The organism is Alteraurantiacibacter lauratis, assembly GCF_037154155.1.
In the GTDB taxonomy this organism is placed as follows: Bacteria; Pseudomonadota; Alphaproteobacteria; order Sphingomonadales; family Sphingomonadaceae; genus Alteraurantiacibacter; species Alteraurantiacibacter lauratis.
On the sequence record NZ_JBANRN010000002.1, the window covers coordinates 133,924 to 155,688 of the forward strand.

The following is a 21,765-nucleotide window of genomic DNA, read 5'->3' on the forward strand; positions in this document are numbered from 1 at the left end:
AACGGGACTTGGCGCGGTGAGCCGTTGGAAAACCGGCGATTCGGGCGCATAATCACCACTATGGACGCAATCGTGAAATGGATCGGGGGAACGACCCTGGTGGTGCTGGTGATGATCGGCACGCTCGTGTTTGGCGGCAATGCGCTGATTGCAGGCGATACCGATCGGGAGACGGCAAGCTGGCTCGCCGCCGAAGATGTGCTGGGCGAGGAAGCGCCGCTGGCGGGCGCGGCTGAAGGGATCGATTTCTCCGTCGATGCGCGCAATGTGCAAATGCCCGCCTTTGTTTCCGAACCGGTTGTGCAACAGGCACCCGCTTACGATGCCGACAACCCCTTCGTCATCAAGCGCGTGCTGCCTATCGACGGCCCGATCCGCTATGGCGAATGGCACTGGGACGATGAAGGCGTGCCTGCCGGCCCGCTGGTTGTCACGGTGGATTTGCAGGCGCGCGTCATCAGCGTGTTCCGCAACGGGTATGAAATCGGCGCGGCGGCCGCGATGCTGGGCACGCCCGAACACCCCACGCCCGTGGGCAGTTTCCCCATCCTGACCAAGGAACGCCACAACGTTTCGGAGAAATACAACAACGCTCCCATGCCATGGACGCTGCGCCTGACATGGGACGGGATTGCCATCCATGGCGGATCGACCGTGGAGCGGGGCTATGCCAGCCACGGCTGCATCGGGGTGCCCGATGAATTTGCCAGCCGTCTGTTCGCGGTTGCCCGCGTGGGCGACCGGGTGATCATCACCGATGGCCAGCGTGCCGGTGTGGGCACGCCGCTCGCCAACGGAACTAGGCCGATTTCCGCGGCGGTTCAGGGCTGAACAGCCACGCGCCATTGTCCATGCGGGCGAGCACTCCTGCCAAAGACGCGCTGTGCCCTTGTGCAAGGCGCTCGACCATGCGCGCCAGATCGGTGCGGCTGACCTCTCCGCCCAGCCTGCGCAGGATACGACGCACAATCTCCACATTCGCAAAGGCACTGTCGCACGGGTTAAAGCGCCATTGCTGTCCCTCGCACGTGACGCGGCGGAGCCATTCGCCCTCGACCGTCTGCTCTACAAACGCCTCGGCCTCGGCCAGGAACCGGGCGCTGCGCGCCAGCGCCAGCGGATCGAGCCAGCCCGCCTGCGCCAATTCCTGCCTTATGCGCACACGGTCGTAATCGGCATTGCTGTTGGAAGGGTCCTGCGCCGGGCTGATGGCGGCGAGGCGGCAGATTGCGGCCAGCTCGGCACGCCGCCAATCGAGCAAGGGGCGGATGACGCGCAGTCTGCCGATAGCGCCCGTTGAACGCACACCCGCAAGGCCGGCCAGCCCGCTGCCCCGATTGAGACGCATCAGCAGCGTCTCAGCCTGGTCATCGGCATGATGGGCGGTGGCGACGGCGGCAAGGCCGCGTTCAACCGCCCACGCTTCCAGCGCGGCATAGCGGGCGCGGCGCGCTTCGGCCTGCACATTGCCCGCAGCCACCTCCACCCGCAGGATGTCGCAGGCAATACCGCGCTCGGCGCAAATCTGCGCCACCAATGCGCATTCGTCCGCCGCTTCTGCCCGCAGGCCGTGGTTGACCGTCGCCACGGCAAAACGGCCGGGAATGGCGGCGTGGGCGAGCAGCAGCATTGCCAGCGAATCCGGCCCGCCGCTGACCGCAAGGCCAATGCGGTCCTCGCCAGCGTTCAGCCGATCAAGTGCCGCCTTGAACTGCCCCGCCATTTCGGCCGGGATGGCCTCACTGGCAGCGGACACGGCCCCGCGCTGCGTCATATTGCTGCGCCAGCCGCCCGGTGGCGAGCGCGGGATAGGTTTCCCCGAACTCTGCCAGCGCGATACAGGCGCGGTTGGTATCGTTCAGCGCAATCATGCTCTCGGCCAGAAACAGCAGGCTGTCGGGCGCACGGGCGGCCTGCTTGTTCGCCTGGTAGTTTTCAAAGAAGAAGGTCGCCGCGCGGCGCGGATCGCCCGCATCCAGATAGGCCCGGCCCAGCAGGTTGCGGCCATAGGTAACGCGCGGGTGGTTCGGGTAACGCTCCAGAAACAGCGCGAGTTGCTGCTGCGCTTCGGGATAAAGCTGCGCTTCCCAGAGGCGGAAGCCATAGACATATTCGTCTTCGCCCGGATCGGCGGTGGCGGGCTTGAGCACGGCCTGAACCCGCGCCAGCCGCTCGGCACTGGGAGCCGGGGCTGCAGCAGGGGGCGCAGCGGCAGCGGGCGGAGGCGTGGAGGCAGCTGGCGCAGTTACCGCCCCTGCTACCGCCCCGGCCGCAGGGGCCGGCGGGTTCGACAAGGCCGGGGCCGCACTGGCCGTTGCGGCGCGTTGCTCCAGCGTAGCCAGACGGGTTTCCATCTGCCTCAGCGCATTCTGGTTGATCTCCGTTGCCTCGGTCATACGGGCCAGTTGCAGTTCGATCGCTTCCAGCCGGTCAAGCACGCCGGTCAGCGCGCCGGGCGTAGGCGCATTGGCCGAAGGCGCGGCGCTGTCGGCGGGTTGCGCCGCGATCTCGGCTTCGAAAAAGCGCTGGTCACCGCCGGGAAATACCGCGCGCTGCAAGGCGCGCAGCTGGCGTTCGATGCTTTGCAGGCGCTGGTCGGCCGAGGGCTGGCTTTGCGCCCATGCAGCTTGCGGCACCGTTCCCAGCGCCAGCCCAACCGCCATCAGCGATGCGGTCACCGCCGTTCCTGATCCGCGCCAGATTGCCAGTGTGCGAGCCATCCCAATCCTTCCTTTCACAAGGGCCGACTGCCGCTGCATGGGCAGGGTCCCCATTTCCCCATGTGCCTGTTGCCAACCGAATAGCGGATTAACCACGCCGCGGGGAGGTGTGCGAGGGCGAAATCCCCTGCGGGCATTACCTAAACGCCTATTGCACCGGCGATTCCGGTGTCCCGTCCGCATCGCGTTCGGGCGCCGGGGCAATTTCGGGCGATGCGGTAGGCGTGTCGGCAGGGACTGTGGTAGCCGTTCCCGCGCGGGTCGGGGCGGCTGCCGCTGCCGGACGACGGCTGGCAGCGCCCTGCGCCCCCGGCGGAATCGCCGCCGGGCTGGCGCTTGCGGCGGGCGCCGCGGTGCGGGCGAGCAGCGATGCCGCGTCTACGGGCACATTGCTCACCGTTTGCGGCAGAGTGGACAAGGGCGGCACCGCTTGCCCGGCAATCGTCACCTCAAGCAGATCTGGCCGCCCGGTCAGGATCCGCGGCCCGCTGGCATCGGCAGGCAGGGTGTAGCTTTGTCCGGCAGCCAGTTCGCCTTCCATCAAACGCGTACCATCGCTGTTGGAAAAGCGCACCCAGACCGTGTCCTTGGCCGTGAATGTTACTGCGCCCGATGGATCCGGCGCTGCCGGCGCAACGGCATCGGTGCCAGTGGACTGTCCCGCCTCCTCGTGCTCCTCGACAAGTGAAGGCAATTGCGCAGCGGGCGCAAACAGCACGCGTGCGGCCATGAACAGGCCGACCAGCAATACGAGCACGGCAATCGCTGAGATCCACACCAGCCGCGCAGACGGCGCACGCGCGGGATCGCCCGGCTCATATGTCTGGCGCTGGTCGCGTTCGGTGGGGCCGAGTTGGTCGAGTTCCACCCGGACAGCGGCGACAATAGCTTCCTCGTCCAGCCCGGATTCGCGCGCCATCGTGCGGGCAAACCCCACCGCATAGGCGCGGCCGGGGAGCGCGGACAGATTGCCCGCCTCGATCGCCATGATCTGTCGCTGCGGGATGCGTGTGCGTTCGGCCATCTGCGCGATGCTGAGACCCATCTTCTCGCGCGCCAGACGCAATTGCGCGCCAGCGCCCTTGGGCAACAGCGACTCTTCAGGCATTTCAATCTGTTCGGTCATCAAGTTCCCGCCGACCCTTTGGCGCAGTCCCTGTCCCAAAATGGGCTGCGCCACTTTGCGCGCCACAATGCGGCTGAGGCATGACAAGTCAAGGACAGTGACGCCAGAACGCCGTTATTCTGCGTCTATTCCACCTCGATGCCGCGTTCCTCCGCCCAGGCTTGCAGGCTGGCGCGCAGCGATGGGGGCGGATTGGCAAGCCAGCCGTTCATCGCCTCGGCAATTTCACGGCTGTCCACTTGCCGGGCCAGCGCCTTGATCGGGCCGACAGCGGCCGGCGTGATCGACAGGCGGCGGATGCCGAGGCCAATCAGCGCAAGCGCTTCCAGCCGCCGCCCGCCCATTTCGCCGCAGACACCCAGATGCACCGGCCAGCCCGAACAGGTCACCACCACGCGCTTCAAAAAGCGCAGGATCGCCGGGCTGAGCCAGTCATAGCGTTCGGCCAGCGCCGGATTGGCCCGGTCCGCCGCAAACAGGAACTGCGTCAGATCATTGGTGCCGATCGAGATGAACGAAACGCGCGGCAGCAACATATCGAGCGTTTCGGCCAGCGAAGGCACTTCCAGCATCACGCCATAGCGAATGGCGCTTGGCAGTTTGCGCCGCTGCTTGCGCAGGAAATCGAGTTGGTGCTGGAACACGGCCTGCGCCTCGTCAAACTCCCACGGTTCGCTCACCATCGGGAACATCACGTTGAGTTCGCGGCCTGCGGCGGCTTCCAGCAAGGCGCGCGCCTGGCTTTTCATCAGGCCGCCGCGTTCCAGCGCCAGACGCAGTGCCCGCCACCCCATCGCGGGGTTTTCGTCCTCGCGGCTTGTATCGCTCGACAGATAAGGCAGCGACTTGTCCCCGCCGATATCGACGGTGCGGAAGATCACGCGCTTGTCGCCGGCCGCTTCAAGCACATCGCGATACAGCCGCGTCTGCCGGTCACGCTGCGGCAATTGCGCCGACACAAGAAACTGGAATTCGGTGCGGTAAAGGCCGATGCCATCGGCGCCGGTCACGCCCAGCATCGCCACATCGTCACGCAGGCCCGCATTCATCATCACCTCGATGCGTTCGCCATCGCGGGTGAAGGGTTCGACATCGCGCAGCTTGGCATATTCGGCCAGCCTCTGCTTGCGCGCGGCGAGCCGCGTTTCGAAAGAATCGAGCACGCCCTGTGCCGGGCGCAGCGTGACCGAGGCAGCATCGCCATCGACCAGCACGGTGTCGCCTTCGCGCACGAGGCCGCGCACATTGCGCACACGCCCGATCACCGGCACGCCCATCGCGCGCGCGACGATGACGACATGCGCGGTCAGACTGCCTTCTTCGAGCACCACACCTTTCAGGCGGCGCTTGTCATATTCGAGCAGTTCGGCAGGCCCCAGATTCTTGGCGATCAACACCGTGTCGCCTTGCAGGCCCATGCTGGCCGCCGTGCCCAATTGGCCAGAGACGATGCGCAGCAGCCGGTTCGAAAGATCTTCCAGATCGTGCATCCGGTCGGCCAGCAGCGGATCGGAAATCTCGCGCATGCGCTGGCGGGTGCGTTGTTGCACGCGCTCGATCGCGGCCTCCGCCGTCAGGCCGCTGTCGATCGCCTCGTTGATGCGGCGGCTCCAGCCTTCGTCATAGGCGAACATCTTGTAGGTTTCGAGAACCTCCTCATGCTCGCCCCCGGTGCCGAAATCGGCCTGGTTTGCCATCTGCTCGATCTGCTCGCGCATCTTGTCAAAGGCGAGGTAGACGCGCTGGCGCTCGGCTTCGATATCGTCGGCCATGGTCTGTTCGATGTGCACGCGCGGCTGGTGAAATACTGCCTTGCCCAGCCCAAGTCCCTTCACCAGGCCAAGGCCGGCAATCACCTGCTGCCCGCTTTGCGCACCCGTTCGCTGGCCCAGCTCCTCCTCGTCCACCAATCCGGCGTTGTGGATCAGTTCGGCCAGCACCATGGCCACGGTTTGCAGCGCTTCGAGCTCGACATCTTCATACCGGCGCGGCTCGACATGCTGCACGGTCAGCACGCCAATCGCCCGCTCGCGCCGCACGATGGGAACGCCGGCAAAGGAGTGAAACTTTTCCTCGCCCGTTTCAGGGCGGTACTGGAATTCGGGATGAGTCGCGGCCTCATCGAGGTTGAGCGTTTCGATATTGGCGGCAATCGTGCCGGTCAGCCCTTCGCCCACCCCCAGCCGGGTGACGTGCACCGCGCTCTGGTTGAGGCCGCGCGTGGCGAAGAGTTCCAGCATACCCTCGCGCAGCAGATAGACCGAGCACACCTCGCTATCCAGTGCATCGCCGATGATTTCGACCACCTGGTTCAGCTTGGCCTGCGCATGGCTGCGCGCGGCCATTACTTCGTGCAGGCGGGTGAGGATCGATCTGGCGGCTGCGGCGGCTCCTTGCATGGGCAGAGGCCTATAGCATTACGAAGCCTTTGGAAACGGGTTGCGGCAAGCGGATACCGCCAATGTCTGTCCATCACGCCGGGCGATCAGGCAGGACGGATTGCCCAGTCTGGCGGAGACGGCGATGGTGCGGCTGTCCTGCCGCCCCCACCGTCGCCGCCGCCGGTCAATCCAATGCCCAAAAGGCCATTACTGGAACGAAATCTCCTCCTTCAGGCGGAGCTTCTGCTTCTTGAGCTTCTGGATCATCGACATATCGGGCGCTGGTCGTCTCATCTCCTCCTTGAGACGGCGTTCCAGCCCTTCATGCTTGGCCTGAAGGGAAGCGATATGTGATTGTTCCATGGGCGTTCTCCTGTCGTAGGGGCACCCTTCGAGAGGGCACCCTCAGCGAACACAAACGCGACTCGCAACTCGTTCACGAGCCGCGCAATTGTCATCAAATCACAGAAGCCCTAGATCAGCAATGCAGGCCTGCTACGAGGCGTTGCATTGATGGGCCGGAAAGGATGCGGCCAGGGTTGGCAGGGGATGGCAGCTTGACCGAACAGGAAATGCGCAAGCGGCTGACCCAGTTGAAGGTCGAACACCGCGATCTCGACGCCGCCATCGCCGCGCTCAGCGAGACAGGCAGCGGCGACCAGTTGCAGATCGCGCGCCTGAAGAAGCGCAAGCTGGCGCTGAAGGACCAGATCGCGCTGCTCGAAGATTACCTGACGCCCGACATCATCGCCTGATGCACGGGCGCAAAGCATTGCGCCAAAGCGTTTCGCGGCGGGACAACGCAATTCGATCTGGGGAATTGCGTCTTGCGCCACTGGCGAAAGGTTCCCGCGCAGGCTAGCGATAACGGTATGGGAGAGCCTGCCGATATTAGCCCCGCCATCGTGGATGCGCTTTACGGCGATGCGCTGGCGCTGGCGGATGAAGCGCGCGCCGCGTTCGACCTGTCGGGACGGCTCGATATGGTGAGCGGCGACGCGCAAGTCGCGCGCATTGCCTTGTCGTGCGAGGCGCTGCGCACCACCACGCGCATGATGCACGCGCTGGCATGGCTGCTCAATCACCGCGCCTATTTTGCCGGCGAATTGTCCGAATTCCAGCTGCGCCGCCATGGCCGCCTGCCGCCCGCCCAGCCCGAAAGCGAGCCGGAACATTTCGCGCTGCTTCCGCTCCCGCTGCAGGATCTGGTGCTGCGCACACGGCGCTTTTATGCGCGGATCGAACGGCTCGATCAGGCCTGGCAAAGCCGTTTCACGATGCAGCCCGCCGCCGTGCACCGCCTTCGTCAGCGGCTGGGTCAGGCGGTGCAGAGCCTCTAGCCGCTACACTCGGCTGATCGCCGCCTGCCAGTGCGCATTGCGCGCCGCGCGCGTAGCACCGTCCATTTGCGAGGTGAATTGTTCCGCCTCCCCGCTCATCGCACCGGCGGCATCGGCAAGGCTGGCGTAAATGCCCGCCCCGACCGCGGCCAGCATGGCTGCGCCCAGCGCCGTTGTTTCGGCCAGCGCCGGGCGGATCACCGGCAGATCGAGGATATCTGCAATGTCCTGCACCATCCAGCCGTTTGCCACCATCCCGCCATCGACCTTCAGGCACGACCACCGCGCGCCATCGGCAGCAAAGGCGGCGGCAAGGTCTGCCGTCTGGTGTGCCATCGCCTCCAGTCCTGCGCGAACCAGATGCGCCTTTGTGCTTCCCAGCGTCAGCCCGGTGATGAGCCCGCGCGCATCGGGTTGCCAATGCGGCGCACCCAAGCCCGAATGCGCGGGCACCAGCGCCACACCGCCATTGTCGGGCACGCTGCGGGCCAGCGTTTCGGTTTCGGATGCGCTGGAAATCACCCCCAGGCTGTCGCGCAGCCATTTGATGAGCGATCCGGCGACGAAAACCGAGCCTTCGAGCGCATAGGTGCGCTGACCGCCAAGCTGCCACAGCACGGTGCCAAGCAGGCGGTGCGCCGATTGCGGGACGGTTGCGCCCATATTCGCCAGCACAAAGGCACCGGTGCCATAGGTCGCCTTCGTCTCGCCGGGGGCGAGGCAGGCCTGCCCGATGGTGGCTGCCTGCTGATCGCCTGCCATGCCGCAAATCGGGACGGATGCGCCCAGCAAATGCGGTGCGGTGGTCGCCAGCACGCCGGCATTGTCGCAAATGGCGGGCAGGCAGGCGCGCGGCACATTGAACAGGGCGAGCAGGTGCCCGTCCCAATCCTTGCCGTCCAACGCCATCAGTAGCGTGCGGCTGGCATTGGTCGCATCGGTGATATGCGCCTGCCCCCCGGTCAGCCTGAACACCAGCCAGCTTTCCACCGTTCCCAGTGCCAGCCGTCCTTCGCGCGCCGCATCGGACACGGCGGGCACGTTGTCGAGCAGCCAGCGCATTTTTGTGCCGGAAAAATAGGGGTCGAGCAGCAGCCCTGTTTTCGCTTGGACTCCCGCCTCGTGTCCCGCTGCCTTAAGCTCCGCGCAGGCGTCGGCAGTGCGCCGGTCTTGCCATACGATCGCCGGGGCAAGCGGCTCGCCCGTCACCCGATCCCACGCCACGACCGTCTCGCGCTGGTTGGTGATGCCGATGGCGGCGATATTTCCCGCGCCGCCCACCTGCCCCGCCATGTCGAGCGCGCAGGCCAGCGTGCGCGCCCAGATCTCGTTCGCATCATGCTCCACCCAGCCCGCGGCGGGATAGAACTGCGTCAGATCGCGCTGCGCCACGCCGTGCACGCGGCCCTCCGCATCGAACAGCATGGCGCGGGTGGAGGTGGTGCCTTCGTCAAGGACAAGGATCAGCTTATCGGTCATGGCATTCCCCTCTCTCCTGCGCCATATGCCGCCCATGTCCCTGCCCCCGCAACCCTGGCCTACGGGTCTTGCCGATCAGGTCGAACCGCTTATCGCCCGCGTGCTGGCGCCCAACGGTTCGCCTTTCACCTTTACCGGCACGCAAACCTATCTTGTCGGATCGGAGGATGGGCTGGCAGTAATTGACCCCGGCCCCGATGATCCGGTGCATCTGGCGGCGCTGGATAGCGCCATTGCCGGGCGGAGCGTGCTGGCGATCCTGTGCACCCACACCCACCGCGACCATTCCCCCGCCGCCGCCCCGCTGGCGGCTATCACGGGTGCGCCCATCATTGGCTGCGCAGCCCTGCATATTGAAAGCGACGCGCCGCGCGTCGATGCCCCGTTCGACAAGAGCTATGCGCCCGATCGTGTGCTGGCCGATGGCGAGCAGATCAGCGGCCCCGGCTGGACGCTGACCGCAGTCGCCACGCCCGGCCACACCTCCAACCATCTGTGCTATGCCCTGGAGGAGACGGACGCGCTGTTTACCGGCGATCATGTGATGGCCTGGTCCACCAGCGTGGTGGTGCCCCCCGATGGCGACATGGCCGATTACATGGCCAGCCTCGACAAGCTGTATAACCGCGCCGACCGCATCTATTACCCGGCGCATGGCCCGGCGGTAACCAAGCCCCGCCAACTGGTGCGCGGCATGATCGGCCACCGCCTGATGCGCGAGCGGCAGATCGTGAAGCTGCTGGGCGAACAGCCGCGATCCATCGCCGCGCTGGTGCCGGTGATGTACAAGGGCGTGGCCGAATATCTCTGGCCCGCCGCCGCGCAAAGCGTGCACGCCCACCTGCTCGATCTGGAACGACGGGGTATCGCCCGGCTTGACGGAGACATTTGGCGTCCGGCCCCAAAGCGGTAATGCAATCCACGCTGCCCGCGCTATATGGCGGGCATTGCAGCAAGGAACCCCTGATGAGCGTCCAGACCCCGAACCCCGTCGGCACCGATTTGATCGCAGAGATCAACCGCCTGCGCAAGGAACGCAACGCGGTGATCCTGGCGCATTATTACCAGCGCCCCGAATTGCAGGATCTGGCCGATTTCGTGGGCGATTCGCTGGAACTCAGCCGCAAGGCAGCGGAAACCGACGCCGAGGTGATCGCCTTTTGCGGGGTGAAATTCATGGCGGAGACGGCCAAGATCCTGTCGCCGAACAAGATCGTCGTGCTGCCTGACATGGAAGCCGGTTGCAGCCTTGAAGACAGCTGCCCGCCCGAAAAGTTCGCCGCATTTCGCGAACGCCACCCCGATCACATCGCGCTGACCTATATCAACTGTTCGACCGAGGTGAAGGCGCTGTCCGACATCATCGTCACCTCAAGCAGCGCGGAAACGATCCTGTCGCAAATCCCGGCGGATCAGAAGATCATCTTCGGGCCGGACCGCCATCTGGGCGGGTATCTGTCGCGCAAGTTCAACCGTGAAATGTTGCTGTGGCCGGGCGTGTGCATCGTGCACGAGGCCTTCAGCGAGCGCGAATTGCTCAAGCTGAAGGCCGAGCATCCCGATGCCCCCGTCGCCGCGCACCCCGAATGCCCGCCGCACATCATCGACCATGCCGATTATGTCGGATCGACCAGCGGCATCCTCAATTTTGCCAAGACTTTCCCCGGTGACACGCTGATCGTGGCGACCGAACCGCACATCATCCACCAGATGGAAAAGGCGCTGCCCGAAAAAACCTTCATCGGCGCGCCGGGGGCTGACGGCAACTGCAACTGCAATATCTGCCCCTATATGGCATTGAACACGCTCGAAAAACTCTACGTCGCGCTGCGCGACCTGCAACCCCGGATCGAGATTGAGGAAGGCCTGCGCCTCAAAGCCAAGCAGAGCCTCGACCGGATGCTGGAAATGGCCAGCGGCACCGTGGGCAAGGGCGACCTGGGGGCGCGCGGGTGATCCCGGACTACCAAACCCTAATGTTGCCAGTTTTGCGACTGGCAGCAGAAGGCGAGGCAAGTATAAACGCTGCGACCGAGACAGTTTCAGATCTCTTCAATCTGACCGAAGACGAGCGCAACGAACTCTTGCCCAGTGGAAAACTCACGACGATCCGCAGCCGCGTGCATTGGGCCAAGGCCTATCTCACACAAGCCGGGCTGGTTGAACCAACCAAACGAGGTCATTTCCGCATAACTGATCGTGGGCGCGCAGTGCTCCAAAATGCACCCGAACGGATCGATAACGCATTCCTCGACCAGTTTGAGGAGTTTCGTCGGTTCAAGCAGCGCGGGAAAAAGTCAGATGGCGACATAACCATTCCGCAAACGCAGGCGGACGCCAGCGCTTCCCCTGAAGATGTCCTCACCGCCGCCTATCAACAAATCACGGATGCTTTTATCACCGAACTGATCGACAGGCTGATCGCGGGCTCACCAGCCTTTTTCGAAAAAGCGATCGTCGAGTTACTTCTAGCAATGGGTTACGGGGGAAGCTCGGTAGACGCTGGAAGGGCAATCGGCAAAGCCGGGGATGACGGGGTGGATGGCGTCATAGACCAAGACCCGCTCGGCGTGGATCAAATCTATATTCAGGCCAAGCGCTACAAGCCGGACAATATTGTAGGCCCCGCAGCAATCCGCGAGTTTTTTGGCGCACTCAGCATGAAGAAGGCGCAGAAGGGCATTTTTGTCACCACATCAGGCTTCACCAAGAGCGCGCTTGAGACAGCTACCCAAATCGGTGGGCGCATTGTGCTGATTGACGGGCATCAGCTTGGCCGTTTGATGGTGCGTTACAATGTCGGTTGCCGGGATAAATACGCGCTGCATGTGAAAGACTTTGACGAAGATTTCTTCGATTGATCCCCCTACTCCGTGCTTAACCCTGTCCTTGCACGCGTTTCCAACGCCTTGCCCCTATCCGTCAGCGGGTTAAAGCGTTGCGGGAAAGGACGCGCACGATGAAAACCCGTTCCTGGCTGTTCGTGCCGGGTGACAGCGAGGCCAAGCTGGCCAAGGCGGCCAGTGTGGGCGCGGATGTTGTCGTGGTCGATCTGGAGGATGCCGTCGCGCCTCCTGCCAAGGCATCCGCGCGCGAATTGGCGGCGCGGTGGCTTGGCGCCCACAGCCGGCAGGTCGTGGCGGGCGGCGGGTTCGGCCGGTTTGTGCGCATCAATGCGCTCAGCAGCCATTTGTGGCGCGATGATCTGATCGCGGCGATGCAGGGGCGACCCGATGGCATCATGGTGCCCAAGGTGGCAGAGCCGGATCAGTTGCGCATCCTTGCCGCCGAAATATACGAGCAGGAGCAGCGCAACGCCGTTCCCAGCGGCTCCACCCGGATCCTGCCGCAATTGGGCGAAACGCCGCTCTCGGCTCTCAGCATCCCAGATTACGCGCGCGAGGATATGCCGCGCCTTGCTGGCCTCACCTGGGGGGCGGAAGATCTTGCCAGCGCCATTGGGGCCACGCGCAAACGCGATGCAAGCGGGCAATGGGCCGATGTGTTCCGCATGGTGCGCGCGCAAGTGCTGCTCGCCGCGCGCAGCCGCAGCCTGACGCCGATTGATACAATCCATGCGGATTATCGGGACTTGTCTGCGCTGAAGGCCATTGCCGAAGCATCCTGCGCCGATGGCTTTGCCGGGATGCTGGCGATCCACCCGGATCAGGTGCCGGTAATCAACGCGGCCTTTACCCCCACGCCCGAACAGGTCGAACAGGCGCAAACCATTGTCGATCTGTTTGCCGCCAATCCGGGCGCGGGAGCCTTGCCGCTGGACGGGCGCATGGTGGAAAAGCCACATCTGGATTGGGCGCGGCGGATATTGGACCGCGCAGGCTGAAGGCCAAGCCGCCCGGCTATTCTGCGACGCTTTCCGGCTCTGCCGCCGGCCCATCCTCTGGTGCCTCGACAGGTGCGGCGCCAGGTGGAGCAGTGGCCGTGGCCACGGGCGCTTCCTCGATCAGAGGCGGTTCGCTGCGCGTGCTGTCGATCGGCAGCATGGTATCGCTGATCGATCCGGGCAGCACTTCACCTGAACTCGTGCCTTCCTCTGCCACGAGGGCCGCACCGTCACCGCAGGCGGCCAGCGCCAGCAGGGCGGCGAGGGCAGGAAATGCAACGGGGCGCAATGGCGGCATCGGTTAATCCTCCAGCGCGGCCAGAAACGCGCCGCTTGTGGCTCGCAATGCCTCATCCCAAGCCTCCGGCGCAAGCGCGATGCCCAGCTTTTCCAGGCTGGTCACGCCGTATTCGGCAATGCCGCAGGGCACGATCCCGCCAAAATGCGACAGGTCGGGCGCAAGGTTGACCGCAAGGCCGTGCAAAGTAACCCACCGGCGCACACGCACGCCGATCGCGCCAATCTTCGCCTCGCCTCCGTCCACGTCGCGCGTCCAGATGCCCACGCGGTCGGGAACCGCCCAGCTTTCCACGCCGAAGGTGGCAAGCGTCGCGATCACCCAGCCTTCCAGCGCGTGGACAAAGCGGCGCACATCGCGCCCGCGCCGGTCGAGGTCTAGCAACACATAGGTCACCCGCTGGCCCGGCCCGTGATAGGTGTGCCGGCCGCCGCGCCCCGTTTCGACCACCTCGAAACGCGGGTCGAGCACTTCGGCAGGGTCTGCGCTGGTTCCCGCCGTGTAGACGGGCGGATGTTCGAGCAGCCAGATGAGTTCGTCCGCCGTCCCGGCACGAATGGCCGCCGCGCGCGCCTCCTGCTCCGCCAGCGCCTGCGCATAGGGCACGGGCGCGGCCGAAACACGCCATTCGGGAAAGGTGGGGTCAAGGTGCGGCATACTCGAAGCGATTGCGTGGCGAAGGGCAAAGCGTTTATCAAGCCCCAAGACATGCCGAGTGAAAGGGCCAACCGCATAATGACATTCGACATGAACCGCACCTGGGCCCAATCGCTCGCGATGGTGCGGGCCAACTGGCAGTATCTATCGCTGATTGCCGGCGTTTTCTTCCTGCTGCCCAATCTGGCGCTGGTGATTGCCATGCCCGACATGATGGGGATGTTGATCGGGCCAGGCGGCGATCCGGAGCTGATGGCCGAGCAACTGGGCGCGCAATTGGGGCCGCTGCTGTTCGTGGTGATGCTGGCGGCGCTGTTCTCGATGCTGGGTTACGGCGCGATGGTTGCGCTGCTCGGCCCGTCGCGTCCCACGGTGGGCGAAGCTCTGGGCGCAGCGATGCGCGCCTTTCCTGTCTTGCTGGGCACACTGGCGGTCGGGGTGATCGGTTACAGCGCGGTGGTCATCATCGGTGCTCTCGCCGTGGGGCTGATCGGCGCTGTTCTGGCGGTTGCAGTGGGGCAGGCGGTTGCCGCGACTATCGGGGTGATTGTGCTGATAGCGGTGCTTTTCGCGCTGGCCCTGCGGTTCATTCTGGTGGTGCCGGTGGTGATGCTGGAGGGGGAGCGCAATCCGCTGGCCCCATTCAAACGGTCCTGGCGGCTGACAAAGCCTGTGCGTCGGCAGTTGGTGCTGTTCTTCTTCCTGCTGATGATCGCCTATCTGGTGATTTCGATGCTGCTGTTTTCAGTGGTGGGACTGGCGGGCAGCCTGTTTGTCACCGGGCTGATCAATGGCGTCGCCGGGGCAGCAGTGGCCCTGGTGCTTGCCGCCATTCTGGTATCCTTGTGGGAACAGCTTTCGGGCCATGCCCAGGGAACCGCCAGCACCTTCGAATAGGCGTGCTCAGGCTTTCCAGCCCCAGGCGAGCAGGCATGGCGGCACATTGGCCCAGACGCGGCAGCTTTCCACGCGCGGGAAGTAGCGCGCGGTCAAATCGCGCGCAGTGCCGGCATATTGATAGGTGAGGAACGCGCCGCCCTTGCGCAGCACGCGCTGGGTGGCGGCCGCAATCGCCGGGCCGACCCCATCGGGAAGCGTGGAAAAGGGCAGGCCCGACAGAACATAATCCGCCTGCTCATGCCCGATGGAGCGGATTATCTCCTCGACATCTTCGGCCGAGCCGAGCACGGCATGAAACCGGCTGTCCGTGATCGCATGGGACAGATAATCAATGTAAAGCGGGTTGGTGTCGATCACCAGCAACTCCGCATCGCGCGGCAGGCGGTCGAGCACGGGCTGGCAAAAGGTGCCGACGCCGGGGCCGTATTCGACAAAGAGTCGCGTATTGGCCCAGTCCACGCGCGACAGCATGGTGCGCACCACCACCGGGCCCGACGGGATGATCGCCCCCACCATGCGCGGATGTTCCAGAAAGCCGCGCAGGAAAATCCAGCCTGGCCCCTTCATTCGCGAAAGGCGGGCGCTGATCCGGTCGCGCAGGCGCGAAGTGGCGATATCATTGCTGGACATAAAGGTGGCAACTGCTCCCCATTGCACCCGTTCCCCATGGCATGGATTGCCACGGGCCAAAGCCGGTTGATCCCGAAACCGCGATTGCAAATGCCGCGCCACTTGGCAATGGGCCACCGCCGCTTCTCCGCCTGCAATCGGTGCGGCCCGGTATTTTGCGGGCCGTCGCACAGGCCTGTCCGCAAGGGTCAGCAATCAAATCCGCACCGCCGCGCACTTTGGTGTTGCAACTGCAAATGATTCGCAATAGGGGCTCTTGCAAATTATTCGCAACAGCATTCTGACTGCTCAGTTTGCCACAAGACCAGGGGCCTTACATGATCCGTTCTGCCATCCGTTTTCGTGCCATCATCCTCGCCGGGAGTGCGCTTGTCGCCGCCATTCCCGCCCATGCAGCCGATGAAACGCAGCGCGACTATCTGGGCAGCGAGATTATCGTGACCGGCCAGCGCGACAGCTATGCCGCCGAGGACGGCTCCACCGCGACCAAGACTCCCACCCCGCTCATCAATGTGCCGCAGGCAGTGACAGTAATCACTTCCGACCAGATCGAGGACCAGGCGCTGCGCAACCTCAACGATGCGCTGCGTTTCGTCACCGGCGTGTCGCTGGGCACGGGCGAAGGCCACCGCGACCAGATTGTGCTGCGCGGCCAGTCCACCACCGCCGATTTCTACATCGATGGGCTGCGCGATGATTCGCAATATTACCGCCCGCTTTACAATGTGGAGCGGATCGAGGTGCTCAAGGGCGCCAATGCGCTGATCTTCGGCCGCGGCGCGGGCGGCGGCGCGATCAACCGCGTGATGAAGACCGCCGACACCATGAGCAGCCTTGTCGGTGCCGATTTCAGCGTGGACAGCTTTGGCGGCTTTTCGGGCGCGGTCGACCTCAACCAGCCGCTGACCGATAATGTGGCGCTGCGCGTGACGGGCACTTACGAGGAACTGAACAACCACCGCAATTTCTATGACGGGCGCTTCTTCGGCATTTCCCCCACTCTAACGGCGGAGCTTGGCCCGAACACGCGGCTGACGGCCAGCTACACCTATGACGACGACCGGCGTGTGGTCGATCGCGGCATCCCGTCGGAAAATGGCGCGCCGCTGCGCGGATTCGACAAGGTCTTCTTTGGCGATACCCGTGGTTACAACATCAGCACCAACCAGGCGCATATCGCCCGCGCGCGGATCGACCATGCGTTCAGCGAAGCGCTCAGCTTCAACGCATCGGTGCAGTTTGCCGATTACGACAAGTTCTATGGCAATATCCTGCCCGGTGCGCTGGGCGGCCCGGCCAATGCCCGCACGGTCACTTTGTCCGGCTATGAAAGCGGCACTACGCGCCAGAACCTGATCGGCCAGGCCAATCTGGTCGCAGAATTCGCAACCGGCCCTGCGCGTCACACGCTTCTGCTGGGTGCAGAGGCGATGGATCAGGATTCCACCGCCATCCGCAACGATGTCAGCTTTGGCGGCGCGGGCAGTGTCACCCTGCCGCTGGCGAACAGCTTCACCATTCCTGCCTTCACCATCGTGCCTAATTCGCAAAGCGAATCGAGCCTGAACACCTTGTCCTTCTATGTGCAGGATCAGATCGATTTCGGCCTGGTGCAGCTGGTGGCGGGGTTGCGTTACGACCGGTTCGATCTTGAAACGCTCAACATCCGCAACGGTTTTGCGGGCGAGCGGGTGGACGAGAAGTGGAGCCCGCGCCTTGGCGTGATCGTCAAGCCGACTGAAGCACTGTCGCTCTATGCCAGCTATGCCACCAGCTTCCTGCCGCAATCGGGCGACCAGTTCACCGTGCTTTCGGCAGTCAGCGAAACGCTGGTGCCCGAAAAGTTCGAGAACTGGGAAGCGGGCGTCAAATATGCGATCACGCCCGAACTGGTGGCAACCGCCGCCGTGTTCCAGCTTGACCGCACCAATACCCAGTCGCCCGATCCCGCCAATCCGGGCCAGATTATCCTGACGGGCGCCACGCGCACCAAGGGGATAGAGCTGAGCCTGGCGGGCGAGGTGACTGACGACCTGCAAGTGACGCTGGGCTACACCCTGCTCGACGGCAAGATCACGCGCACCACCAGCTCTGCCCCGGCGGGCCGCGAATTGCAGCAGGTGCCCGGCCATCAGGTGAGTGCCTGGGCGCGGTATCAGCTGACGCGGCAGTTTGGCATCGGCGCAGGGTTGATCCACCAGTCGAGCCAGTTCACCACGCTGACCAATGCGGTGGAGCTGCCGTCCTATGCCCGCGTCGATGCGGCGCTGTATTATGATGTCAGCCCCGAACTGACATTCCAACTGAATGTCGAGAACCTGTTCGACGCGACCTATTACCCCTCGTCGCACAACGACAACAACATCCAGCCGGGCGAGCCGTTCAACGCCACGCTCAGCGCGCGGATCAAATTCTGAAGGTCATGGGGCGGCGGGTTTACTCGCCGCCCGCTTCCGCTGCCGTGGTCCTGCTCATCGCGGGCACGGCCAGCGCCGCATCGGCCGGGTCAATCCCCGGCGCAGGGGCGGCATCGAGGCGTTCGCGCCGCCTCGCCACGCGGCCGGCCCGCTGGATCGCTGCCACCAAGCGCGGATAGACGCCGCAGCGGCACAGATTGGGCACGGCAGCGACAATCTCCTCCTCTGACGGGGAGGGATTGCGCGCAATCAGCGCGGCCGCCGCGATCACGATGCCCGGCGTACAGAATCCGCACTGGATGGCCTGTTCAGCCACCATCGCCTGTTGCACCGGGTGGCTGCGATCCCGGCTTAGGCCCTCGATCGTGGTGACAAAGCGCCCCTCCGCCTCCGCCAGCGTCACAAGGCAGGATCGCAGCGCCTCTCCGTCGATCAGCACCATGCACGCGCCGCAATCGCCCACCCCGCAGCCATATTTGGTGCCGGTCAGATTGGCTGCATCGCGCAGCGCCCACAAAAGCGGGGTCTGCGCGTCCATTTCGAACTGCACGGGGCGGTCATTGAGCGTCAGGGCAGGCATGAAATCAGCAATTTACCTTCAATTGCGCCAGCTGGGGTCGATCCGGTCTATACGCCTTGTCCAGGCGCGGAAATCCAGCTTGCCGAAATCGTCCACAAGCATCAGGTCGCGGTCGCGCTGGTGCACCTCGATCACTTCGGGCGGAACGACGATCGGCTCGCCCATCGCCAGCGTCTTTACCTGCACCTCGCAGGCGCGCTGGAACATGTAATAGAGGAAGAACATCTCGTAGATGGTCTTGCCCATTAGCACGGGGCCGTGGTTGCGCAGCATCAGCACCTGCCGGTTGCCCAGATTGCGCACCAGCCGCTCGCCTTCCTCCGCGCGCACGGTGATCCCTTCGAAATCGTGATAGCCGACCATGCCTTCAAAGAAGCAGGAATAGAAGTTGGTTGGGGTGAGCCCTTCCTTCGAACAGCACACCGCCATCGTATCGGGGGTATGCGTGTGGACGATGGCGTGCGCCCAGTCGAGCGCGCGGTGGAAGGTCGCGTGCTGGGTGAAGCCTGCCAGATTGACCGGGTGCGGGCTGTCCGACAGCTTGTTGCCATCGCCGTCGATCTTGATGAGGTTGGATGCCGTCACCTCGTCCCACATCAGGCCGAAGGGGTTGATCAGGAACGCATCCCGTTCACCCGGCACGCGCAGGGTGATGTGGTTATAGATGCCCTCGCACCAGCCCAGATGGTCGAAAATGCGATAGCAGGCGGCAAGGTCCAGCCGTGCCTGCCATTCCTCTGCGCTGCAATCGATGGGAGGTCTGCTTTCGCTGGGCTTGATCTGCGTGGCCATGGCTGTCTTCTCCCTATCCTTTCGTCCCGGATAGCACAGCGAAGTTGACTTTGTCAGCGCGACTTGCAAGCCATGCGGATGCACGACCGGGCGATAACCGGCGGCAGAGGATAATTCGGGGAGGATTCGCGGGTGACGCAAGAGCTGGGCTTTGGCCAGCCAATGGGAGGTGTGGCGCAAACCGCCTTCATCGTGCCCGATCTGGAGGCGGCGATCCGTCAATGGGCCGCCGATATGCGCGCCGGGCCGTTCTTCGTGCTGCCGCATCTGCTCGTCCCCGGCCAGACCTATCGCGGGCAGGAAAGCCGCGCCGATGTGACGCTCGCCATGGGTTTTGCCGGGCACATGATGATCGAACTGATCCAGCCGCTGGATGATCATCCTTCGGTCTACCGCGAAACGATCGAGACGCGCGGCTACGGCTATCACCATATGGGCATTGCCTGCGCCGATGTGGAAGCCGATGTCGCCGCCTATGCGCAGCGCGGCTGGCACGAGGCGTATCGCGCCGCGGTGCCCACCGGCGGCGAGGTGGTCTATCTCGACAATGGCAGCGGTGCGGCCACCGGCTTCATCGAACTTCTGCCGGTGACCCCCGGCATGGACGCAACCTTCACCCGTTTCTGGGAAGCGAGCCGCAACTGGGACGGCCGCGACCCCATCCGCCCCTTCGCGTAAGGATCCGATAAATGGCTCATGCCCCCGATAATGCTGGAACCACCGGCAACTGGATGAAGAATTCGCCCGCCTACCAGACCTTGCTGGTGTTCCTGCTGGCGCTCAATTTCGGAATCGTCTTCTTCGACCGGCAGGCGCTCAATGCGCTGATGCCCTTCGTTGAACCTGATCTGCAACTGAGCCAGACGCAGATCGGCCTGCTGGCGAGCGGCCTGTCGTTCAGCTGGGCAATTGCCGCCTTCTTCGTGGGCCGCCTGTCCGACAGCCTGGGCAAGCGCAAACTGCTGCTGGTGATCGCCACCGTCGCCTTTTCGCTGTGTTCCTTCCTGTCGGGGATAGCCACCAGCTTCCTGTTCCTGTTCGCCGCCCGCCTGCTGATGGGCGCGGCTGAAGGCGGCGTGATGCCGATCAGCCATGCGATGGTCGCCTCCGAAGTCGATCCCAAGCGGCGCGGGCTGGCGCAGGGCGTGGCGCAGAACCTTGGCTCCAACCTTTTGGGCAGCTTTGCCGCGCCGGTGGTGCTGGTGTGGTTTGCCACCATGTTCAGCTGGCGCGAGGCGTTCTACCTTGCCGCCGTGCCGGGCCTCGTTTCCGCCGCGATGATCTGGTTCATGCTGCGCGAACCGGAAATGCCCAAGGCCCCGCCCAAGCCCAAGCAGAGCCTTGGCGCGGCCTTCTCCGATTACCTCAAGGAAGTCGGTGCGGCGATGAAGGTGCGCAATATGTGGATTTGCGTGGTGGTGGGCGTGCTGATGGTGGCGCATTTCGTCACCACCTGGGCCTTCATGCCGCTCTACCTCACCACGGTGAAGGGATATGACCCCTCCACGATGAGCTGGATCATGGGCTCGCTGGGTATTGCGGCGGCGATCTATTCCTTCACCATTGCCGGTCTTTCCGATTACATCGGCCGCAAGCCGGTGATGGTGTGGCTGCCTTTCCTCGCCGTGCTTGGCCCGCTGGGCGCGATGTTCTGGGAAGGCGGGGCGATCGGCCTTGCGGCGATCTTCTTCGTCGGCTGGGCGGTGAACGGCGTGTTCCCGATCTTCATGGCGACGATCCCGTCCGAGACCTTCAAGCCGCAACATCACGCCACCGTGCTGGGCCTTGCCATGGGCAGCTGCGAAGTGCTGGGCGGCGTGTTCGGCCCGGTGATCGGCGGGGCGTTGAATGATGCCTTTGGCATGGACAGCTTCCTGTGGCTGCTGATCGGCCTGTCGATCGTCAGCGGCTTTATCGCCATGGGCCTGAAGGAAACCGCCCCCGCCGTGCTGGCGCGGCGCGGCGAAGCTTCCCCGGCACTCTAACGCCTGTTAGAGTGCCCCATCCTGCCGAGTCCCGCACAAGACGGGGCCGGATGTGAGAGAGCCTGAAACGGAGAGCGCACAATGCCCGAAGCCCCCACGACCGAGCCATGGGCCGGCACCCCGCCCGTGCCCCATGCACTGCGCCCCGGCGCGATGCCCGAAGCCTATATGGCCAAGATCGCCGAAGGGGACGAGCGTTACTGGGTGCCGATTGTCGAGAATGTCTATTCCAAGCCCGTCTGGATCAGCCCCACGCTGAACATGTGGGCCGATGTGCTGATGGCGAAGAAGCCCTGCATCGTGAACCGGCATTACCACCCCAAGCCGATCTGGGCCTACACGATCAGCGGCAAATGGGCCTATCTGGAGCACGACTGGACCGCCACTGCGGGCGATTTCATCTATGAAACACCGGGCGAGAGCCATACCCTCGTCGCGTATGAACACCCTGACCCGATGAAGGTATTTTTCGTCGTGTCCGGCCCGTTAATGTGGCTGGACGAACAGGGGAACACGGTGGGCCATTTCGACGTGTTCGATTACATGAAAATGGCCCGCGACCATTACGAACAGGTCGGCATCGGTGCCGCCTATGTCGATAGTTTGATCAGGTAAG

23 protein-coding genes are annotated in these 21,765 nt (G+C 64.1%); 12 read left to right on the top strand and 11 right to left on the bottom strand.

Annotation, left to right across the window (positions count from 1 at the left end):
- The first annotated feature begins 60 nt into the window (after positions 1-60).
- Positions 61-831 (top strand): L,D-transpeptidase family protein, encoded by a 771-nt coding sequence (locus WFP39_RS02940; RefSeq protein ID WP_336917644.1) that lies wholly within the window; start codon positions 61-63, stop codon positions 829-831.
- Here the strand turns inward: WFP39_RS02940 and tilS are convergent.
- From tilS to WFP39_RS02965, 5 genes are all read right to left on the bottom strand, one after another.
- A complete protein-coding gene (tilS, locus tag WFP39_RS02945) occupies positions 800-1,774 on the bottom strand; it encodes a tRNA lysidine(34) synthetase TilS (RefSeq protein WP_336917645.1) in 975 nt (324 codons plus the stop codon). The two genes, WFP39_RS02940 and tilS, sit on opposite strands and share 32 nt — an antisense overlap.
- Positions 1,740-2,720 carry a tetratricopeptide repeat protein gene (locus WFP39_RS02950; RefSeq protein WP_336917646.1) on the bottom strand — a complete coding sequence of 327 codons (981 nt, stop codon included), beginning with the start codon at positions 2,718-2,720 and terminating at the stop codon, positions 1,740-1,742. The genes tilS and WFP39_RS02950 overlap by 35 nt, the downstream gene beginning before the upstream one ends.
- 148 nt (positions 2,721-2,868) lie before the next feature.
- Complete coding sequence (locus tag WFP39_RS02955; protein WP_336917647.1) at positions 2,869-3,846, bottom strand: helix-turn-helix domain-containing protein; 978 nt, start codon at positions 3,844-3,846, stop codon at positions 2,869-2,871.
- Between the two features lie 125 nt (positions 3,847-3,971).
- Entirely contained in the window at positions 3,972-6,245 is a 2,274-nt protein-coding gene (gene ptsP, locus WFP39_RS02960) for a phosphoenolpyruvate--protein phosphotransferase (protein ID WP_336917648.1), read from the bottom strand.
- Positions 6,246-6,434: 189 nt separating this feature from the next.
- Positions 6,435-6,590, bottom strand: coding sequence for a DUF465 domain-containing protein (locus tag WFP39_RS02965; RefSeq protein ID WP_336917649.1), 156 nt, complete (start codon positions 6,588-6,590; stop codon positions 6,435-6,437).
- Between the two features lie 194 nt (positions 6,591-6,784).
- On the opposite strand from WFP39_RS02965, the gene WFP39_RS02970 reads away from it, so the two are divergent.
- Both WFP39_RS02970 and WFP39_RS02975 read left to right on the top strand, forming a co-directional pair.
- On the top strand, positions 6,785-6,982 hold the full coding sequence (locus WFP39_RS02970; protein ID WP_336917650.1) for a YdcH family protein: 198 nt from the start codon (positions 6,785-6,787) through the stop codon (positions 6,980-6,982).
- 117 nt (positions 6,983-7,099) lie between these two features.
- The gene (locus WFP39_RS02975; protein WP_336917651.1) at positions 7,100-7,567 is read left to right on the top strand and encodes a DUF1465 family protein; all 468 of its coding nucleotides are present in this window, start codon (positions 7,100-7,102) and stop codon (positions 7,565-7,567) included.
- Positions 7,568-7,570: 3 nt separating this feature from the next.
- Here WFP39_RS02975 and glpK read toward each other — a convergent pair whose 3' ends face one another.
- A complete protein-coding gene (glpK, locus tag WFP39_RS02980) occupies positions 7,571-9,046 on the bottom strand; it encodes a glycerol kinase GlpK (protein WP_336917652.1) in 1,476 nt (491 codons plus the stop codon).
- A gap of 25 nt (positions 9,047-9,071) precedes the next feature.
- On the opposite strand from glpK, the gene WFP39_RS02985 reads away from it, so the two are divergent.
- The 4 genes from WFP39_RS02985 (at position 9,072) to WFP39_RS03000 (ending at position 12,890) form a co-directional block, all read left to right on the top strand.
- Positions 9,072-9,959, top strand: coding sequence for an MBL fold metallo-hydrolase (locus WFP39_RS02985; protein WP_336917818.1), 888 nt, complete (start codon positions 9,072-9,074; stop codon positions 9,957-9,959).
- Between the two features lie 53 nt (positions 9,960-10,012).
- On the top strand, positions 10,013-11,002 hold the full coding sequence (gene nadA, locus WFP39_RS02990) for a quinolinate synthase NadA (RefSeq protein ID WP_336917653.1): 990 nt from the start codon (positions 10,013-10,015) through the stop codon (positions 11,000-11,002).
- Positions 10,999-11,907, top strand: a complete 909-nt coding sequence (locus WFP39_RS02995) for a restriction endonuclease (RefSeq protein ID WP_336917654.1) — start codon at positions 10,999-11,001, stop codon at positions 11,905-11,907. The genes nadA and WFP39_RS02995 overlap by 4 nt, the downstream gene beginning before the upstream one ends.
- Before the next feature lie 98 nt (positions 11,908-12,005).
- Entirely contained in the window at positions 12,006-12,890 is an 885-nt protein-coding gene (locus WFP39_RS03000) for an HpcH/HpaI aldolase/citrate lyase family protein (RefSeq protein ID WP_336917655.1), read from the top strand.
- Between the two features lie 16 nt (positions 12,891-12,906).
- Here WFP39_RS03000 and WFP39_RS03005 read toward each other — a convergent pair whose 3' ends face one another.
- Positions 12,907-13,188 carry a hypothetical protein gene (locus WFP39_RS03005; RefSeq protein WP_336917656.1) on the bottom strand — a complete coding sequence of 94 codons (282 nt, stop codon included), beginning with the start codon at positions 13,186-13,188 and terminating at the stop codon, positions 12,907-12,909.
- 3 nt (positions 13,189-13,191) lie between these two features.
- Positions 13,192-13,845, bottom strand: coding sequence for a lipoyl(octanoyl) transferase LipB (gene lipB / locus WFP39_RS03010; protein ID WP_336917657.1), 654 nt, complete (start codon positions 13,843-13,845; stop codon positions 13,192-13,194).
- Between the two features lie 78 nt (positions 13,846-13,923).
- Here lipB and WFP39_RS03015 point away from each other — a divergent pair, with 78 nt between their 5' ends.
- On the top strand, positions 13,924-14,742 hold the full coding sequence (locus tag WFP39_RS03015; protein ID WP_336917658.1) for a glycerophosphoryl diester phosphodiesterase membrane domain-containing protein: 819 nt from the start codon (positions 13,924-13,926) through the stop codon (positions 14,740-14,742).
- A 6-nt stretch (positions 14,743-14,748) separates the two neighbouring features.
- Here the strand turns inward: WFP39_RS03015 and WFP39_RS03020 are convergent, their stop codons facing one another.
- Positions 14,749-15,375 (bottom strand): class I SAM-dependent methyltransferase, encoded by a 627-nt coding sequence (locus WFP39_RS03020; RefSeq protein ID WP_336917659.1) that lies wholly within the window; start codon positions 15,373-15,375, stop codon positions 14,749-14,751.
- 317 nt (positions 15,376-15,692) lie between these two features.
- On the opposite strand from WFP39_RS03020, the gene WFP39_RS03025 reads away from it, so the two are divergent.
- Positions 15,693-17,792 carry a TonB-dependent receptor gene (locus tag WFP39_RS03025; RefSeq protein ID WP_336917660.1) on the top strand — a complete coding sequence of 700 codons (2,100 nt, stop codon included), beginning with the start codon at positions 15,693-15,695 and terminating at the stop codon, positions 17,790-17,792.
- 19 nt (positions 17,793-17,811) lie between these two features.
- Here the strand turns inward: WFP39_RS03025 and WFP39_RS03030 are convergent, their stop codons facing one another.
- Together WFP39_RS03030 and WFP39_RS03035 are read right to left on the bottom strand one after the other, a co-directional pair.
- Positions 17,812-18,372, bottom strand: a complete 561-nt coding sequence (locus WFP39_RS03030) for a (2Fe-2S)-binding protein (RefSeq protein ID WP_336917661.1) — start codon at positions 18,370-18,372, stop codon at positions 17,812-17,814.
- An 18-nt stretch (positions 18,373-18,390) separates the two neighbouring features.
- Positions 18,391-19,164 carry a class II aldolase/adducin family protein gene (locus WFP39_RS03035; RefSeq protein ID WP_336917662.1) on the bottom strand — a complete coding sequence of 258 codons (774 nt, stop codon included), beginning with the start codon at positions 19,162-19,164 and terminating at the stop codon, positions 18,391-18,393.
- Positions 19,165-19,296: 132 nt separating this feature from the next.
- On the opposite strand from WFP39_RS03035, the gene WFP39_RS03040 reads away from it, so the two are divergent.
- The 3 genes from WFP39_RS03040 (at position 19,297) to WFP39_RS03050 (ending at position 21,764) form a co-directional block, all read left to right on the top strand.
- Positions 19,297-19,842: a VOC family protein gene (locus WFP39_RS03040; protein WP_336917663.1), complete on the top strand. Its 546-nt coding sequence runs from the start codon at positions 19,297-19,299 to the stop codon at positions 19,840-19,842.
- 11 nt (positions 19,843-19,853) lie between these two features.
- Complete coding sequence (locus tag WFP39_RS03045; protein WP_336917664.1) at positions 19,854-21,149, top strand: MFS transporter; 1,296 nt, start codon at positions 19,854-19,856, stop codon at positions 21,147-21,149.
- Positions 21,150-21,230: 81 nt separating this feature from the next.
- Positions 21,231-21,764: a 2,4'-dihydroxyacetophenone dioxygenase family protein gene (locus tag WFP39_RS03050; RefSeq protein WP_336917665.1), complete on the top strand. Its 534-nt coding sequence runs from the start codon at positions 21,231-21,233 to the stop codon at positions 21,762-21,764.
- The last annotated feature ends 1 nt before the right edge of the window (position 21,765 follow it).